Origin of the sequence: Gordonia sp. N1V (genome assembly GCF_029269935.1) — a bacterium.
Classification (GTDB): Bacteria; Actinomycetota; Actinomycetes; order Mycobacteriales; family Mycobacteriaceae; genus Gordonia; species Gordonia polyisoprenivorans.
This window is the reverse complement of the sequence record NZ_JARJDD010000018.1, coordinates 53004-71135: the sequence shown is the minus strand read 5'-3', so window position 1 is coordinate 71135 and position 18132 is coordinate 53004. Positions and strand designations below refer to the sequence as shown.

The 18132-nt window shown below is 65.9% G+C and carries 15 protein-coding genes; 3 read left to right on the top strand and 12 right to left on the bottom strand.

Annotated features, from left to right (window positions below):
• Positions 1 to 95 precede the first annotated feature (95 nt).
• Positions 96 to 749, top strand: a complete 654-nt coding sequence (locus P3L18_RS20655; protein WP_276115125.1) for a YdcF family protein — start codon at positions 96 to 98, stop codon at positions 747 to 749.
• A gap of 14 nt (positions 750 to 763) precedes the next feature.
• Here the strand turns inward: P3L18_RS20655 and P3L18_RS20650 are convergent, their stop codons facing one another.
• Positions 764 to 1930: an EAL domain-containing protein gene (locus P3L18_RS20650; protein WP_253193874.1), complete on the bottom strand. Its 1167-nt coding sequence runs from the start codon at positions 1928 to 1930 to the stop codon at positions 764 to 766.
• Between the two features lie 537 nt (positions 1931 to 2467).
• Between P3L18_RS20650 and P3L18_RS20645 the strand changes: the two genes are divergently transcribed.
• Positions 2468 to 3637, top strand: coding sequence for a GGDEF domain-containing protein (locus tag P3L18_RS20645; protein ID WP_276115100.1), 1170 nt, complete (start codon positions 2468 to 2470; stop codon positions 3635 to 3637).
• Positions 3638 to 3718: 81 nt separating this feature from the next.
• Complete coding sequence (locus tag P3L18_RS20640; protein WP_276115099.1) at positions 3719 to 4870, top strand: ThiF family adenylyltransferase; 1152 nt, start codon at positions 3719 to 3721, stop codon at positions 4868 to 4870.
• On the opposite strand, the gene P3L18_RS20635 is transcribed toward P3L18_RS20640, so the two are convergent.
• The 11 genes from P3L18_RS20635 to P3L18_RS20585 all read right to left on the bottom strand — a co-directional run bounded on the left by P3L18_RS20635 (position 4829) and on the right by P3L18_RS20585 (position 18113).
• A complete protein-coding gene (locus P3L18_RS20635; protein WP_276115098.1) occupies positions 4829 to 5620 on the bottom strand; it encodes a hypothetical protein in 792 nt (263 codons plus the stop codon). The two genes, P3L18_RS20640 and P3L18_RS20635, sit on opposite strands and share 42 nt — an antisense overlap.
• Before the next feature lie 256 nt (positions 5621 to 5876).
• Complete coding sequence (locus P3L18_RS20630) at positions 5877 to 7061, bottom strand: EAL domain-containing protein (protein ID WP_276115097.1); 1185 nt, start codon at positions 7059 to 7061, stop codon at positions 5877 to 5879.
• 170 nt (positions 7062 to 7231) lie between these two features.
• Positions 7232 to 8689, bottom strand: coding sequence for a sugar transferase (locus P3L18_RS20625; protein ID WP_276115096.1), 1458 nt, complete (start codon positions 8687 to 8689; stop codon positions 7232 to 7234).
• Between the two features lie 122 nt (positions 8690 to 8811).
• Positions 8812 to 10092, bottom strand: a complete 1281-nt coding sequence (locus P3L18_RS20620) for a hypothetical protein (protein WP_276115095.1) — start codon at positions 10090 to 10092, stop codon at positions 8812 to 8814.
• A gap of 2 nt (positions 10093 to 10094) precedes the next feature.
• Positions 10095 to 11405 (bottom strand): hypothetical protein, encoded by a 1311-nt coding sequence (locus P3L18_RS20615; protein WP_276115094.1) that lies wholly within the window; start codon positions 11403 to 11405, stop codon positions 10095 to 10097.
• 4 nt (positions 11406 to 11409) lie between these two features.
• Positions 11410 to 12537, bottom strand: coding sequence for a glycosyltransferase (locus tag P3L18_RS20610; protein ID WP_276115093.1), 1128 nt, complete (start codon positions 12535 to 12537; stop codon positions 11410 to 11412).
• A 3-nt stretch (positions 12538 to 12540) separates the two neighbouring features.
• A complete protein-coding gene (locus P3L18_RS20605; protein ID WP_276115092.1) occupies positions 12541 to 13953 on the bottom strand; it encodes a hypothetical protein in 1413 nt (470 codons plus the stop codon).
• Complete coding sequence (locus P3L18_RS20600) at positions 13950 to 15158, bottom strand: Wzz/FepE/Etk N-terminal domain-containing protein (protein ID WP_276115091.1); 1209 nt, start codon at positions 15156 to 15158, stop codon at positions 13950 to 13952. The genes P3L18_RS20605 and P3L18_RS20600 overlap by 4 nt, the downstream gene beginning before the upstream one ends.
• Positions 15159 to 15162: 4 nt before the next feature.
• On the bottom strand, positions 15163 to 15888 hold the full coding sequence (locus P3L18_RS20595) for an SGNH/GDSL hydrolase family protein (protein WP_276115090.1): 726 nt from the start codon (positions 15886 to 15888) through the stop codon (positions 15163 to 15165).
• The gene (locus P3L18_RS20590) at positions 15885 to 17369 is read right to left on the bottom strand and encodes an oligosaccharide repeat unit polymerase (RefSeq protein ID WP_276115089.1); all 1485 of its coding nucleotides are present in this window, start codon (positions 17367 to 17369) and stop codon (positions 15885 to 15887) included. The genes P3L18_RS20595 and P3L18_RS20590 overlap by 4 nt, the downstream gene beginning before the upstream one ends.
• A gap of 3 nt (positions 17370 to 17372) precedes the next feature.
• A complete protein-coding gene (locus P3L18_RS20585; RefSeq protein WP_276115088.1) occupies positions 17373 to 18113 on the bottom strand; it encodes a hypothetical protein in 741 nt (246 codons plus the stop codon).
• Positions 18114 to 18132: the final 19 nt, after the last annotated feature.

Genomic DNA, 18132 nt, shown 5'->3' with positions numbered 1-18132 from the left:
CCGACAGCGGCACAGATCACTGCTGCGCCACGGTGCACGATCACCGATCCGCGGCCACAATGGGTCGAGTGAACCCGAGGACACCCGAGCCCATCGTGTCCTCGTCGGCGACCGATCCCGATCTCACAGCCTCTCGACAGTCCCCCTCAGCCGAGCGACCGGTCCGTCGACGCCGACTGCTGCGCCGCGTGGTGATCGCCGTGGTGATCGTCGCCGTGCTCGCGGGAACGGCGTTCTACGGGTTGGGGTATCAGCTGTTCTACCGCGACCATTCCGACCCGCTGCGCAAAGTCGACGCCATCGTCGTGCTCGGCGGGGAGCACGACGGCCGTGAGGATTACGGACTACAGCTCGCCCGTGAGGGGTACGCCTCCACGGTCCTCATCTCCAACCCGTACATGAACGACCACTACCACCGCACCGGCGCCCAGCTGATGCAGCGGGTGTGTTCGTCGAGCACCGCCACCATGGAGGTGATCTGTTTCGACCCCGATCCGTCGACGACACGGGGCGAGGCGATGGAGACCCAACGACTGGCCCGCCAACGCCACTGGCACAGCGTCATCGTCATCAGCTGGCGGTTCCACATGGTCCGCGCCCGCTACATCTTCGGCCAGTGCTTCGACGGCGACGTCGTCATGCGCCCGGTACCGCGGTCGTATCCGTCGTCGCTGCGGTACTGGAGCTTCCAGTTCGCCTATCAGTTCGGCGGTCTCGCGAAGGCCGCGGTTCTCGGCTGCGACAAGTAGTCCAGAGACGAGGCTCAACCGAACAGCGCCGACGACGACGCGGGCCGCCCGAAGTGGTATCCCTGCGCGTAGTCGAATCCCAGGTCGACGAGCAACGGGACGACAGCGGCGTCCTCGACACCTTCGGCGACCGTTTTCGATCCCGTCGCGCGGGCGACGTCGCAGATCGCACGGACCACCGCCTCCGTGGTCTCGCTCTCCTCGTCGCAGTCACTGTCGAGGGAGTTCACCAGGTCCCCGTCGACCTTGAGGACGTCGACCGGCAGATCACGCAGGTAGCTCAGCGCCGAGTATCCCGACCCGAGATCGTCGATGACGATCGTGCACCCCGCCTCGCTCAGTGCACCGACGGCATGCGCGGCATCGCTGGCGATGCGGATCACCTCGTCCTCACGCAGCTCGATCCAGAACCTCGCCGGATCTGCTCCGCTCGTGCGGACCTGCTCGATGGTCGAGTCGACGATGGCCGGGTTGAGCAGTTGGCGCTGGGAGAAGTTGATCGACACGAAGGACTCCGACCCGGCCACTGTGGTGATCCCATGTGGTAGTTCGGCAACCGCCGTCGCGATCGTCGAGGCGCTGATCGGCCCCAGCAAGGCGGTGCCCTCCAGGATCGGGAGGAACTCGCTCGGTCCGGCCTCCTTGCCGTCATGCCAGCGCATCAGCGACTCGTACCCGGCCACCTCGTGGGAAGGCAGATGCACAATCGGCTGATAATGCGGTGCGAAGTCGGCAACCTTGGCCCGCGAAAGCCGTAGCACGGTCGTACGAAGCCGGTCGACGGTGGCGAGCATCTCGTCATCGCACACCTCCAGTGGCGTCCGCCGCTCAATCGCCGCCGTGAACGCGCATTCCGCGCACCATTTACCCACGCCGTTACGCAGATCGCGGGACAGATAACGGGGCGAGGCCACTCCGGTTCGGGTGTCCAGGAAATACCGCTCACCGCCCCACTCGACGATGTGGGCGCCGCCACGGAGTTCGCCGATGAGGATGTCGAGTTCCTCCTCGCTGGATGCGGTCGGAACCAGTTCGTAGTCGAGGTCGGCCACGCGCATCATCGCCACCGCGGGTCCGACGCGAGCCATCAAACCGTCGACAAACCGAGCGGCCACCGCTCCGGCCAGCTCCCGTCCGAATGCCCCGGTCAGTCGCCGGAACGGATCCGCTTGGACAACCATGTGTCCATGTCCCGGCACTACCAGCCCACCCTTGCTTCGGTTTGCGTACGACCCGGTGTTCCGGATGATCGGATCATAGACGCTGGACATAGCCGGGAGGCGCTTTGGCTGCGCACGTAACCTCCACGACACCTCACTACGTTACCGATCGTGACCGGCCTCACCGGTCCATGAAATAGGAAATATGCGGTTGCCGAGACGGGTTCACGAATACGACTATTCGAATAGGTCAACACCACCATCGAATTGTTTCCGCGAGCCCGAATTCCGACCGTTCCGTTCAGACCGATTTCTCAGAATCGCCCAATACGGCATCTGGTATCTTTCTCGTACGGGGGTTGCACACAGCGTCGAGAGTTCGCCTAGCGAAAGATCGAATCCACTGCGGCGGATCTCGATCGAGCTCGACCAGACGAAGTGGAGTGGAGTGACTTTGCGGCTCGTCGGTGCGTTAACCCCTCGTCACCGTCCGGTCACGTTGCGATGCACGTAACCCCGTCCGCCCGCTCCACAACGACTGGTCGACCCCACTCCCCGATGAGACTTCAGCCTCCCGACAATTCGAACCCCGGATTCCGCTCGTCCGAGCTGGTCCCGGCCACCAAGGGGGTCGACGGCCCCTCGTTCGCCCGAAGCTTCGACCAGCGCTCCATCGGCGTGCTGGTCAGCGAGACCGGTGCGATCCCATTGATCCTCCTCGGACTCCTCTCCTCGACGTTTCTCAAACCCCATTGCCAATGGGTGCTCGTGGTCATCGGCGTCTACACCTTGGTATCGGTTGCGATCACCGTCTACGCCCGACGATTGTCCGACCGCGGATTCGCCCTTCTGAGTTTCGGCGGCATGCTCGGCGTCGCCGGATCGTCGATCGTGATCGCCGACAATGGAGCGGCGTTGGCGGTCCTCGTCCTGCTTGCGGCGATCCCCGCGCTGTCGGCGATGGACTCGTCGTTACCGGTGGTCATGGGTTTCGTACTCACCGCCGCCGTCCTGGTGTGTGTGGTCGTCTCCATCCGGGCAACCTCGACGACCGCGCTGATCGTGGGCGGCGGCGCGGCGCTGATGGCCATCGCGGTACCGACCTATCTGGTCACCAGCCTGCGCCGACGACTGACGGCGTTGCTACATCAGCAGGCACAACTGAGCGTGACCGACCCTCTGACCCTTGCTCTCAACCGCCGCGGACTGCTCGACGGCGCGATCCACCTGTTCCGCACCGCGGCCACCGCCGGCAAGCACGTCGCCTTCCTGGTGGTCGACGTCGACTACTTCAAGAAGTACAACGACACCCACGGCCATTCGGCCGGTGACGCGATTCTGGTGGAGATCACCAACGCCATCCAGAACGCGGTTCCCCCGAGTTCTCTGGTTGCTCGCTCGGGCGGTGAGGAATTCGCGATCCTGACCGTCACCGACGACGCCGTCGGGTTGTCACGGCTGGCCGACGACATTCGGCTGACGGTGTCTTCCTCCACCGATGCCACGGTCAGCGTGGGCGGGGTGTGCGCGGAGATCATCGAAGCGACCTACCACTCGGACCATCCGACCCTGTCCGAGCTGATGGATCGTCTCTCGGCCCAAGCCGACCAACTGCTCTACGCCGCCAAGGGAATGGGCCGCAACCGTGCCGAAACCGCGACGGTTGCGCCCTCCTACTGGCGACACCTGCGCTCGTCGCCAACGGACGAGCAGGACGACGGCCACTGACCGTCGAGCAGCCGACAATTCCGTCCATATCCGCATGACCCTGTCCGGGGGATCCGACCCCGGCCGATCCCGAAGGTGCCCGTGGTGGAGATACTCGATCCGACCGATGACCGGCAACGCATCGCAGAGTTGCGCGCTTCGCCGGCCATCTCGTTCGTCGACGCCTGGATGCAAGCAGGTCCCGAGCTCGCGGTACTCGACCGACTCGTTCACGTGGATCCGGAGACGTCGGCGCCCGAGCCCGTCGACGTCACCGACGAGGAGCTCGTCGAGCGCCGCAGCCGCTATGTCCTGTTCCCGTGGCGCTCGACGCTGGTACGTCTCCCCGACGCCGAGCTCTACCATCGGCTCAAGACCGCCCGCAACCGACACCTGTTGACCGGGCGTGAGCAGCAGATCTGGGGTGGCGCGGTGATCGCTGTCGCCGGCCTCAGTGTGGGCTCATCGGCCCTGACCGCCGCCGCGCTGACCGGGGCACGCCGATTCCGCATCGCCGACTCCGACGAGCTCGCGCCCACCAACCTCAATCGCATCGTCGGGTCGGTGACCGATCTCGGTGTCAGCAAGGTCGAGCTCGCGCGCAGGCGCATCCTCGAGGGTGACCCGTATACGCAGGTCACGACGTTTCCCGATGGTTATCGTCCCGACCTGGCCGAGGCGTTCCTGGGCTCGGCGGCCTTCGCGGGTTCCACCGAGGAGCTACCGGCCTCGGTGATCATCGAGGAGATCGACGACGTCGCGATGAAGATCGACATGCGGCGACGCGCCCGTGCGGCCGGGGTGCCGGTACTCAGTGCCACGGATATGGGCGAGGACGTCGTCCTCGACATCGAGCGCTATGACCTCGAACCGGACTATCCGATCTTCCACGGCCGCGGTGAGGGCTTCTCGGCCGGCGACGCCGCCGACCCCGCTCAACGACTCCGGATGGCACTGGCCATCGTCGGTGACGAGGTCACGCCTCGGATGGCGTTCTCCGCGAGCCAACTCGGCCGCAGCGTCACCTCGTGGCCGCAACTCGGCTCGACCGCCGCGATGGCCGGGGCACTCGTGGCAACGGCGGCACGCAACATCGTCTGTGGTCGGCCCGTCCGGTCCGGCCGCTATCGGTTCGGCATCGAGGAGATCCTTCTCGGGTCCGACGCGGGGACGCACGAGGGATGGAACGAGCTCGGTCGGGCCGAATTCGCCTCAGCGGCGCAGGCCATGGGCGAGAGCACTGGAACGAGCTGACGCCGAACGGTCGTGGTGACGCACCGGCGGGCGGGCGCCCCATGCCTGCGAGTTCGGGTAGATCGCGGCCAGCCGGTCGGCCTCGTCGCGCATCCGGCCCCAGACCTCCGGGGTGGTCGCCGACTCCAGCGTGGCCCGCTCCCACCACATCAGCTGGGTGCGGTACCGCTCGTCCGGGAACGGGGTGGCGGGCACGCTCGGGTCGACCCGCCCGCCGCCGGAGGTCCAGCGCTTGAGGACGTGGTCGGCGGCCGTGGCCATCATGTGGTCGACGCCACACATCTCCATGATCGGCAACCCCAGTCGCGAGAGCTGTCCGACGACCTCCTTGGCGATGGGTGACCGCTCATCGGTCCAGGCCGTCTTGACCTCGACGATGCCGCCGTCCATGCGTTCCTCGATGGCGTTGACCAGGTGGACCTGACCGGGCTGACCCGCCCACTCTTCGAGCGCATGCGTCTGCGCCGCCGCGGCGAACCGTGGCTGCACCCGCAGGCCGCCGACCACCTGCTGCGAGTTGTCGAGGACGACGAAGAACATCACCGTCTCCTCGCCCCCGACCACCCGCTCGTAGTCCAGTGCGGCCGCACAGCCGTACCGGGTATAGGCGTTCTCCGCACCCCGCAGGTACTCCCGCCACAGGGCCGGATGCATCGCCGGAGTGGCTGCCCGCAGGGTGTAGTTCGGCGTCACCATCCCGCGGATCGCGGAGTCGTGACGGGTGGCGATGGTGCGCAGAGCTGCGTTCATGAGGCGTGCTTCTTTCCGAGAGGGTCGACCACGGCGCTTCGGCTAAACGACGTGATTGAATATCGTGAATACAATTCCCGTTCGGGGACGACGAACGGAAAATGGACCATCACAGATCTTGTTGTGCATCCCGTGAATTCCCCGTGTTTCACAAGAGGCGTCTGTGAGGGCGCCATTCGGTCAGAATACGGGCACGGCCGCAATCAGAGAACTGTTAGCTTCACTGAAGATGGCGGTCGGAGGCGGTCTGGGCGCGTCAGCGCGCCGGACCGAAGAGGTCGGCGGCTGCCGCGGGACGGCCGAGCAGATATCCCTGGCCGAGGTCGAAACAGAGCTTGTTCACCTCGTCGAGCTCGTCCTCGGTTTCGATTCCCTCGGCGACCACGCGTAATCCGGTCGCTTTCGCCATCGTGCAGATCGCATCCACCACAGCACGGTCGGCAGTGCTGTCCGGCAACGGGGTCACCAAGGTCCGATCCACCTTGAGAACCTCTACCGGAAGGTCCCGGACATATCGCAATGCCGAGAATCCCGAGCCGAGATCGTCCACACAAATCGTGCATCCGAGACCGTGGAGCGCGAACAGCGTGCGCGCAGCGGCTCCCGCAGGCCGGATGACGTCGATCTCACTGACCTCGATCCACACGCGGCTCGGCTCCACATCGTACTCGGCGCCGAGTTCGGCGAAGTACGCGGGAAGCGACTCGTCCCACAACTGCTTGGCGGACAAGTTGATCGAGACGAAGGCCTCATCGCCCTCCGTGCGACCGATTCGCCCGGCGAGATCGGCGAAGACCGCGCGGATCGCACGCCGACCGATCGGGATGATCAGCGAGGTCGCCTCGGCGACCGGCATGAAGGCGTCCGGACTGCGCACCGAGCCCGCAGTCGTCCAGCGCAGCAACGACTCCCAGCCCACCGTGACATCGTCGGAGAGCCGAACGATCGGCTGGTAATACACCGGGAAGTCATCGTCGTCGGCCGTGATGAGCGCGTTCGCCATGGAGATCTCACGCCGAAGTGATTGCGCCAGAAAAGGATTGGCGATCACCGCACTGAGGCCGTCGACCAACGCCCGAGACAGTGCCGCGTCCGCGGCGGAGACGATCTCCTCGTCGGTGACGCTCGCAGGGAAGTCCGCCGCACGCACGATACCCATGGCGACCTCGAGGAAATGCACGGAGCCGTCAACATCCACCACATGCGAACCGTAACTCCACGGCTGATACAGCAACTCCACAGCAGCGTCATCGGTTTCGTCGAAATAGGCAAGCCACTCGAGGTCGGAGCGGCGAATGATCTCGGCGGTCGTACCGGTCCGAGCCAGCACTCCCTCGACAAACGCCTCGGCGATATCCACCGATCGCTCGCGGCCATATGCCACCGCGACCCGGTGATACGGGTCCGCCGAAATCGCCACTACCACCCCGAACCCGGTCACACGTCATCACCACGATCCCCTGGCCCGTCCCCCGAACGGTCAGCCGTCATGGGTCCACCCTACGGGCCGGGGTGTCACCCGGTCGCGAACCGGGGCAACTGTCCCTCAGATGTTCGACGTGGCTTGCCTCTGCGCCGCAATCCGCTCCGCCGGAGACGCGATCCGCGGAGCTACCCACCCGTCCCGCGCAACACCGCACCAACAGTGCGCACGATGATCTTGATGTCGAGCCACACACTCCAGTTCTCGATGTAGAAGTTGTCGTAGATCGCCCGATCGGTGATCGAGGTGTCGCCGCGCAGACCATTGATCGCCGCCCAACCCGTGAGACCCGCGGGCACGCGGTGCCGATCGCGGTAACTCGGCACCGACGACTCGAACTGTTCGACGAAGTGGGGTCGTTCCGGCCGCGGCCCGACGATCGACATGTCTCCGCGGAACACATTCCACAGCTGAGGTAGCTCATCGAGAGAGGTCTTTCGGATGAATCGGCCGACGGGACCGATGCGGTCGCGCTGGGACGGTTGCCATTCGCTGTCGGAGGTCGTCGATGCCACGGGTCGCATCGAGCGGAACTTGAGCACCTCGAATGATTCCCCCCGACGACCGATGCGCGTCTGACGGAAAATGATCGGAGCGCGGGGATCCGAGAGGAACACCGCGGTCGCCACCGCGGCGAGGACTGGACTGAAGAGCAGCAATGCCACCGACACCGTCACCAGATCGAAGATGCGCTTGGCCTTCCAGTACCACGTACGCAGGGCATCGCGTCGCATCCGGATGATCGGGATGGTGTGTAACCGATCCATATCCTTGGTCAGCGGGACGAACTCGAAAAGTCTTGGCACGATGAAGATCTCGCAGTCGAGTTCGTCGCAATCACGCAATGGGCCGACCATCGACGAGTCCGGCGACGAACTGAACGCCACCAACACCGCACCCACCCGATGATGCTCGACGTGTTTTCGGGTGTCCCCGACGCCGGCCTCGATCTCGATACCCGTGTCGACCAACTCCTGCAACGGATCGTCGGTGATCGCCACCACCACGTCAAGGCCGTACTCGGGCCGGGCCCGGGTGATCTTGATCAGTTCGGCACCGATGCGGCCACCGCCGACGACGGCGGTCCGCGTGCGTGCCGGCGGGAAACGACGGCGAATGTCGCGCACAACGGCGTAATAGATGGCACGCAATGTGAACAGCATCGCGATGACGATCAGGACTCCGATCGCGGCTCGACCGACATCGCCGTACGGTTCGATGACCGAGCAGGCCAGAGCGAACCCGACGACGGTCCATGCCGCGATCCTCGGTAGGTCGTCGAGGGCCGAGAGCGACAACCGGTTGCGGTACAGTCCGGCCACCTCGAGGAAGAACACCACGATCACCGCGCCGACCAGCGCTGCGGCCCCTTCCAGGAGGCTGTCGCGGTGGCGGTTTCCGAGGACGATGAGTCCGAAAACCGCAAGCGCGACGACGTCGAGGGCCAGCAACCGGAGGTCGGTGCGGTTACGGGGAACGGGTAACCGGATGCGACGATGCATGCCTGGGGCGATCCCGTTCTCGCGGTCGTCGGATTCTCCCGGGAAACCGCTGACGGGTTGCTCATTCGGAACTTGTTTTGCCATTCGGCGTTCTCACAACCTCAGGTCACGGACAAATAGATATGCTGAATTGAAAATGTACCCGCGTGTTCCACCGGGAACATCTCGAACCGCACATCGATCATTCCCGATGCCGCACGGCGGGGTCATCGCCGACCACCGAGCAATCCCACCGGGTCCTCGACCGCACTCGCGACCGCACTCGCCACGAGTGCGGGATCGAACACGCCCTCGTCGAACGAGGCGGTCAGGGAGACACGCCGACCGAGCAGCCCATAGGTGAGGGTGATCGCATCGCGTCCCGCGGGGGCGCTGAACGCTCCGATGTTGCGGTCCTCGGCGGGCGCGAGCCACGCGAACGAGTCGATCAGACCGGCGGGTCCACCGGACAGGTCGCTGACGGTCACCCACGGATCCGCGTTGATGGTCTGCGGTGCAGGAGATTTACGAGGCTTGCCGAGCGCCACCCGCAGCCGGGACTTGGCCGAGTGCAGAGCGACGGCGAGGGCCGGGAGACCGGAGGCGGCGTGGTCGCGGATCGAGGCGGTGATGTCGGTCGGGCATCGCAGGTCGCCGGAGAGATCGAGTCCGACCGCGAAATTGCCCGTGGTCACCGTGGTCCGGCGCAGATACCGACGCGCGTCGAACACCAGATAGAACGGCTCGGCGGGATGCAGGCCGGCCCGGCCGAGCGCGCACGCCGCGATCGCCACTCGCATCGCCACCGACGACGCGTGCGGGAAGTGCTCGTTCTTGAACCTCTCCAACTCATCGAACGCCTTCTCGGTACCCATCGAGAACGCGCTGCGTGGCTGCGGGTCCCCGACGACCTCCGCAGTCAAGGCGGTGTCGGCGCAGGCCTTGCGTTTGTGCCCGGACGACAACTCGGCTGCGGCGTTGCGCAGCAATGTCCCGGCCACCCGCATCGGGTGCTTGCGGGTGGCCGCGGCAACCGCGGCAGCAGCCGGGAACCGAAGCGGCACAGGATCATCGTTCGCGCGACGATGCTCCGACATCGACGACCTCGCGACCAAAGCCAGCAGTCGGAAGGCGGTCAGGCCGTCCCCGATGCCGTGGTCGAGGTAGCAGAACGCGTGCGGACCGCTCAGCGCGATCCACACGGGTGGCCGTGGTTCGGCACTGCGGGCCAACGCTGTCAGTGTCGACGCGAACTGCGCGGGCTCCACCGGGTCGATCTCGACCACACAGTCATCGAATTCCTCCGGCCGGAACTCCCACATCGACGACTCCGGATCTGGGATGAGCCCGATACGCCCGGCCGGCCCGTTACCTCGGGCGTAGTCGACCAACGCGCGGCGCACCCGCTCGGGTCCACCATGATCGACGGGGCCGACGAACGCGATGACCCAACGACCGCTGTAGGCGATATCGAGCCCGCCCACCCGATACTTCTGACTTCCCTGCATCCTCACCTCACACCATCGTCGGCTGCCGTCGGAATCGGATCCGGTGTCGCCTCTGCTCTGATGGAGCGATAGACGAATGTCGCCGGAACGACGAAGCACAGCGGATTCGCGATCGCAGAAGCGAGGAACCCGATCACCAGACTTCCGTCGACTCCGGCAACGAGATACCCGATGGTGAATCCCGCCACCGAGGAGATCGCGAGCACCGTGCGACCGACGGTGGCCACCCGGTTGTGTCCGACGATGCGCAACACCACGGCGTCGACGGCCGAGGTGTTGTAGAGAATGGCGAGGATGCCGACGAGTGCGATGCCGACGATCAACTCGGCGTTGCCGACGCCGCGCAGCGACAGCCCGGTCACCCAGATCGCCACGAGCACGGCCGGCACGAACACCATCGAGATCACCGCGAGTTGGGTGGCCAGTCGACGGCCGGAACGGATGACCTGTTCATTGGCCATCGCAGACTTGCTCGTGACGCCATCGACGAAGAGATTCGTTGTGAGGGCCGCGAATACGGTGTTGAGCGGACCGAGCAGCGTCTGTGCCAGACGAATGCCGCCCAGATACGTCGAGTTGCCGAGACCACCGAGCACCATGAGCGGCAAGATCACCATGAATTGACCGACCACGAAATCGACGAGCAAATGCGCCACCAGGTGGCGATACCGCGACATCGGACAGAAGACCTCAGGTCGTGCCACCCGGACCGCCAGCAGGACGATCGAGGGAAACCACGCGAGGCAGTACAACGTGTAATAGACCTCGGGATTGTCGGAGATGAACAGGCTCAACGAGATCAGCATGGTGACCACCAGGCGCAGGACGTCGGCGCGGACGACCTCCCACCGATGATCGAGGGTCATCGCCCGATGCCGCAGCCACTCGGTGAAGATCGGTATCCCGCTGGCCAGCGAGACGACCAGCAGTGGTCGCCAATCGTGGACGTCGAGGGCGAATGCACCGCCGGCGAAGACCGCACAGCAGATGACGGTCACCGAGACGGTGATACGCAACCGGATATGGGCGGTGCGGTCGGTGCGGTAGTGCAGCATCGCCGCGCGGAAGATGCAGGTGACGACGGCGCCGGAGACGACCTGCACCAACAGGATCAGGAACGAGAACCGCGTGAAGTGGGCGGGTGTCATCGCTGCCGCGGCGAACAGCACCGGCAGGGCACCTGCGGCGCTGTAGAGCATCTGGGTGATCAACAGCGGCTGCGCAGCGATCCTCGAGACCAGCGATTTCCACTGTCCCCACAGCCCACCGGCACGTCCCGATGACGTCGGCTCGACCCGCTCTGTACCGTTCATCAGCTCAGATCCCAATCGTCGTGTAGTGGTTCTCGAGCAACTCCGCGACGGCATCCATGCTGCGCTCGGATCGCACGGCCGCCATGGCCCGCGACCCCATGTCGCGCGCGGCCGCCGGGTCGTCGAGGAGCCCCCTGACCGCTGCGCGCAGCGCCTCGGCGGTCTCGTCGACGACCACACCGGCACCGTTGGCGGCCACGAAGTCCGCCAGCCCGCACGAGTCGGTCACCACGACCGGCAGTCCCACCGACATCGCCTCCAACACCGACATCGGGTAGGGCTCGTTCACCGACGGCAACACATAGATGTCGGCGTCGCGCATCCGGGAGATCGTCTCCTCCGGCGACAGCGGCCCCTCCCAGGTGATGCGATCGCGGTGCACGCTTGTCCGCAGTGTCTCGGTGATCGCCTCCCCCTCCCCTTCGTCGGGACCCACGAGAGTGAAAGCGGCATCCGGGAATTCGTCACTCAGTTCCTGCGCCGCCTCGACGAACAGCATCGGTCGTTTACGGGGGGCGAGCCGGGCCAGGTAGAGCACTTCGGTCCGCTTCGGTTCCGATGACTGCGCGGGGCGCCGGTCGGCGACGGGCACACCGTTGGGGAGTTCGGTCAGCGTCGTCAAGCGTGGCTCGACGCCGAGCAGATCGCGGCGTTCACGCTCGGTGAGGTGAAACACGGTGCGGGCCCGCCGAAGAACACGCCGGGTCATCGCCGCGTCGAGGACCGCGGCCGAACGCCGCTGCGATGCGTCGATCATGCCGTGCGACTGCAGGAAACACCGAACCCCGCGGGCCTCGGCGATCGCGGCGGCGGGCAGGGTGATCAGGTCGCGGGCCACGTGGACGTGGACGGCGTCGAACCCCGCCACGTTGCCGATCAGCCACCCAATCAGTGCCGGCGCAATGAGTCCGGAGAAACTGGCGCCGGGGATGACCCGACGTACCGGGAACAATCGGCACGGCACCCCGTCGATGGCGACCGGCGGCGATGCGTAGCCCGAGTACCCGCCGACGATCTGCACGTCATGGCCACGGTCGATGAGCGCCTTGGCCTGATTGACGGCGACCCGGACCGGGCCTCCGTAGTCACCGCTCGGCGTCACCAGGGTCACCACCGACAGGATGCGAGTCATGACTCAGCCCTCACCCGATGTACACAGCACCGAGAATGCCGGTGAGCCACCGGCCAATTCGATCACGCGCGCCGCTTCGGCGATACGACGCTTACGCTCACCCGGTGCCACCACGAGCACCACCGACTGCACTACACCCGCCGCGATGTCGGCGAAATCGGTGTCATGGACACCGCCGTCGATCAGGACGAAGTCGTTCTCCGCTGCCAGCCCCGTCAGCTCCTCTCGGAAGGCCGCCACACTCAACTCTGCCACGGCGGAGCTGACCGGAGTCCCTGCGTCATCGGAATCGGCTGGGGTGTCCGGGATCTCGTCGTGATCGTCCTGCGGCGTGTCGTCCGCAGAGGCGTCTGAGGTGTCGACGTCCGCGGTGTCGTCGTCCGCAGCCTTGGTTTCGTCCGCGGTGACGGCATCCGTGGGATCCTCCGGAACGGCATCGTCCGGCACGGCATGGTCCACCGGCGTGTTGGTCGCGGACGTGTCTGCCGGCGGATTCACCTCGCCGCTGGTACCAGCGTCGGTGGTACCCGGAGCCCCGGTCACCGACACGCGGAATCCGCGCGCACGCAACGAGTCCGCGAGGCCGCGAGCGATTGTTCCTGACAGGCCGCTCTTGTGGACCTCGACGAGGGCGACCGACCGTCCCTGCCCCGCTGTCGAAGTGTCCGCCGGATCCGACGAGTCGGTGAAGTGCTCGACTTGTGTGGCGAGCCTGCGGAATTCGTCCTGTGCATCTCCGCCTCGTACCCCGACGGCGACGACGGGAACATCGTGCGACAGAGACGATTCCAACTCTGCGACCCGATACACGCGGCCGTCGAGACGGCGGTGGGCGAAGGCGGCGAGAAGTCCGACGATGAGCCCGACGACGGCGCCGGCGAGCAGTAGCAGCGAGGTCGGAAGGCCGTCGGATTTGGTCGGTGGGGTCGCGGTCTGGACCACCGTGGCCAGCGGGTTCTGCGCGACCCGGGGATCGCGTCCGACGTTCTCCATCTGGGCCATGTATTGCGGGAACACCGCCGCATAGCTGTTGGCGATCTGCGCGGCGCGGTCGGGATTGCTGTCGGTGGCGGTGATGGTCATGAGGACGGTGCGTTCCTCCGCGGCCGCCGACACCTTGGCCGCCATTTCCGACGGGCTCATCTGGATTCCCAGTCGATTCACCGCGAGCTGTGCCAGGTCCTCGCTGTTGATCATGCCCGCATACGACAGTGCGCGTTGCTGCGAGAAGAGGTCACCCTGGTAGGCGCTCGTCGAGTCGGTGAAGTCGGGGGCGCGCAGGAAGAGGGTTGCCGTCGACGCGTACTGCTTGGGCGACGCCACTGCGGCCGCGGCGCCGGCCAGCAGGCCGAGCACCGTGAACCCGATGATCAGCAACAGCGCGATCGGGCGTCGGGACGTGCGGAATCGACTCATCGAGAACCTCTCAACAGGGCATCACGCTGGGCCACGTGATACTCGAGCAATATGCAACCGGAGATCTGTATGCCGGCGTCATCCAACTGGCGCAGCGCCGACCGGGTCTCATCGGCCCTGGTGGTCTCCAGGGTGACGAGCAACACCACGGGGGCATCGAGGTCGAGGGCCAGTTCCAGAATGTCGGGTTCGGCGGGAATCGCGTTCGCCCACAGCAACACCCGTTGGGTGGCGGCGGCGCTGCGCAGACGCTCGCGAACTTCTGGTGAACGCACATGCGCACGGTCGGAACCGGTCATCATCTCGACCTGTGGGGGTGGTGTCGACGGCCCCGCGAGCGAGTCCGCGATGGTGTCGACGACCTCGGGCTCGACGGTCGTCTGCGTCTGCTCCGACACCGGGGCGAGCGCCAGCACACCGGGGACGTTGCCACCGAGCCGCAGCGCACTGGTGTCGGCGACGATGGTGGCCTCGATCTCACCACCGTCGCCGACCACCCGCACGGCGACGATCTTCCCGAGCACGGGCACGCCGAGTGCCTCGTGGGCGTCGTCGACCGAGGTGATCACGCGCCGGCGACCGGCTTCGAGGATCACCGCGAGGGTGACCCCCACCATCAGGCCGATCGCCGTTCCGTAGAAGAGCCATTCGTATGCAGTGACCTTGACCGTCGGCGATTCGACGCCGACCGGGGTGATCACCGTCGCCTGCACGGGCGATCGCGCGCTACGCACCGAACCCGACTCGACCTCTTCGATCGCCCGGCCCAGTTCGGCGGCCATCACCTGCGACAGTTTTTCCGAGGCGGCCGCGGTGTCCGATCGTGCGGACACCTCGATGATGGTCGTGTCCGGCACAACCCGGACAGACACCTGTGCCGCCAGAGACCGCGCGTCCCCGTGGTAGCCGGTGTCCGCGGCCACCGTGCGCAGTACGTCGTCGGAGCCGGCCAGACGAACGTAGCTCTCGGCACGTTCGAGGGTGAAAGCGGTTCCCAGCGAACCGGTCACGTTCGCGGCATCGTCGCCCTGTGGCGCGATCACGTCGTTCCATCCCGGCGTCGACAGGACCACATCGGTTCGGGTCTGGTAGTAGCTCGGCGTCATCAGCACGACGATCGCGCCGGCTCCGAGTCCGAGGAGCGTGGCGATCGCCACGAGATACCATCGCCGAAAGATCGACTGCACCAAAGGTTTCAGCTGCATCGTCTCACGCCCCTGTCACTGTGCGAAGCGCGTCGGTCATCCGCGCCGTGATGTAGTCATTGCCTGCGGCATTCGGATGCACACCGTCGGGCATGAGCATTCCCGACAGGTCGCGGTCCCGATACCATCCGAGGGCCACCGGGTCGATGATGTGCACGTCGTATCGCGGGACCAGTACCGTGCGCGCGTAATTCACGATGTCGTCGTAGAAGGACGGCGGTTCGGCGGTCATGAAACTTGGGATCACGAACACCACGCAGGCCAGCGGCCACTTGGCGCGCACCGCCCCCACGTACTCACCGATCGCGTTCTCCATCGTCGTCACCGGGACGATGGCATCGTTGCGCCCGCCGTCGATGACCACCAGATCGGGCGCGTCACCGCTGTCGGCGGCCAATCGTTGCCCGAACGGCAATGCACTCGCCACCGGTCCACGCGCGACGAATCCCGAACCACCCTTGGCATCGACGTCGACCTGCCACCCGAACTCCGCACCGACTCGGCGCGGGTAGGGCTGCCCACCACCGTCGACACCCTCGACGTAGGAATCCCCGATGAATAGTGCAGTCGAGATGGATTGCGCCGCACATTCTCCGGCCGACCGCGTGGTTGTCACCGCCGGTGTCGGTGTGAGCGCCGCGGTGTCGACGGACTCACGACACCCGCCGAGCGCGACGATCATGCCGAGCACGAGGAGGATCCGCACCGGCCATCGCATCATCACTGTCATGTCGCCGACCTCCCCGGCGGCGATGCGCCACCGAACCGTCGCGACACGACAAAGGTGAAGACGAGCAGCAGCGCGAAGAACGACGTCGCCTGCAGCAGCGATCCGCGGAGCAGGATCAGGAAGTAGAACGGCAGGATGCAACTGAGGACGCCGATGGAATCGCGCACCTGCAGATCGAATTCGATTCTGCGGTCCAGGCATCGGACGACGAAGCCCACCACCAGCATCCCGGCGATCAAATAGATCCAGCCGCCGTTGACGAAGAACTCGCTCCACAGCGGGGCCGAGAGGTTCTTGAACATGTATCCGCGTTCCTGGGCGAGCAGGATTCCGGTGTCGACCGGTTTGTCCGGCCATATCCGTCGTGGCATCCAGAATCCGAGGACACCGACGAACTGCAGCGGCGCCACGCCCTCACGGTGCACGTAGAGGATCGCGTTCGAGATCTGCGCGAAGGCGTCGAAGTCCGGCGAGCTCAGCGAGTCGATGAGCCCGTTGCTCTTGAATTGCGGTGTGAGACTGTACCGGAAGGCATCCATGAACGGGAACACGAACAGAATACCGGTGATCATGGCGATCGCCATGCCGCGATAACGTCCGCGGGTCTGCACCAGACCCAGAGCGGTGGCGGCGCCGAGAATCGCGGTGGCCGAGACATATCGGGCGTTGGAGACCGGATTGAGCGTGTTCAGCAGCGACAGTCCCACCACGACCATCAGCGTGATCGACACGAAGCGCGCCCGAGAGGTCTCGGGGATGCCCAGGCGCCGCCGGACACGGCGATCCTGCGCCAGCGACACGAACGACACGAGCAACGAGGCGCCGGCGACCGCCTGGAAGATCGTCGACGACGACGCCGACGTCTGGGCCTGGGCCAAGGATTCGGTCTCGCTGTATCGGCTCTGGGTGAATTGCAGCCACGTCGAGGTACTGAGGTAGTAGAGGTTGGCGAGCAGCGCAAAGACGGCGAATCCCACCAATACTCGTCGATCGGCCGGTTTGCGCGGCTTGGTCGGGGTCAATCGTTCCCGGAGCCGCCCGCCCGCGGTGGCCAGGGTGCCGCCGTAGACACCGACGCAGAAGGCCAGACATCCCACCACCACGACAATGAACGCCGTGGGGACCAGCGCCCAGTCACCGTTCGGGGTGGTCGACGGCCAGTCGCCCAACCGCATCTGCACCAGCGGAGCAAGTCCCAGGAACGAGTAGACGAAGACCCAGAACGTCGTCTCGAACAGTCGCCGGTCACCGTTGCCGACGAGCCAGGAGAATCGGGCGGCACTCGCCGCGCTGATCAGGGCCGCGACGACCCATCCCGGCCGCGACACCGGGGTCAGCTGGATCACCGCCACCGGCACCACCCCGCCGAAGATCACCAGCAGCCAGAGGCCGATGAGGGCTGGGACCGATCGCCTACCGCGGGATCCGGGCAACACGACCCACTTGCGCTCGACCGTGCGCCGACGTGTCATCGTCGTCATCGCTCACGCTCCCCCGGCCGGCGGAAGCTCGCGAACACTGCCCGCACCGAATTCGCGCAGACGCGGCACCGAGTCGGGATCGCCGGTCTGCGTGAACAGTTCGGCGGTCACCCGATGCCCGGCCCACGCACTCGTGCGAGTATCGTTCGCGGTTGCGAAGCCGCCACCGGGCAGTTGCACCGTCACCCAGTTGTCGACGATCCACAGCCGCGCGGACAGGTCGACGCCACCGGCGAGTTCGGGAGCGAACTGGCCTGTGCCGACGATGCTGACCTGTTGGTCGTCCAGACCCCACACACCCAGATACCAACTCTGTTGACTGACGACGAACCGCACCGCGAACGGACGGCTCGGCGCTCCGGCCTCGTTCACGCCGTCGGTCACGCTCAGCGCCATCGATCCGCCGGGTGCCGAGCCGAAACGCCAACGTGCCGTGATGGTCTTGACCGTGTCGCTCAACCGGGGCGTGCTCGCGTAGGCTGAGACCCCGCTCCTGCGCAAGGGGGTGAAGATCAGGCTGCCGTCGGAGACGAAAGGCGCCGAGGCGAAGTCGTTGGCGGTCGACAGGGTCACAGGTTGCCCGTCGGAGAACCGGACGCCCGGTCCGCCGCCATCGGTCCGGGAGAAATCCACCGACACCGACACCGGGCCCGAACTTCCGGGCGCGGTCGAGCCGGATTGACCGCACGACGCAACGACAGCTGTCGCCGACACCGCGGCGACGAGGGCTGCCAATCGCTTCATTCGTGCATACCTTCCGTGC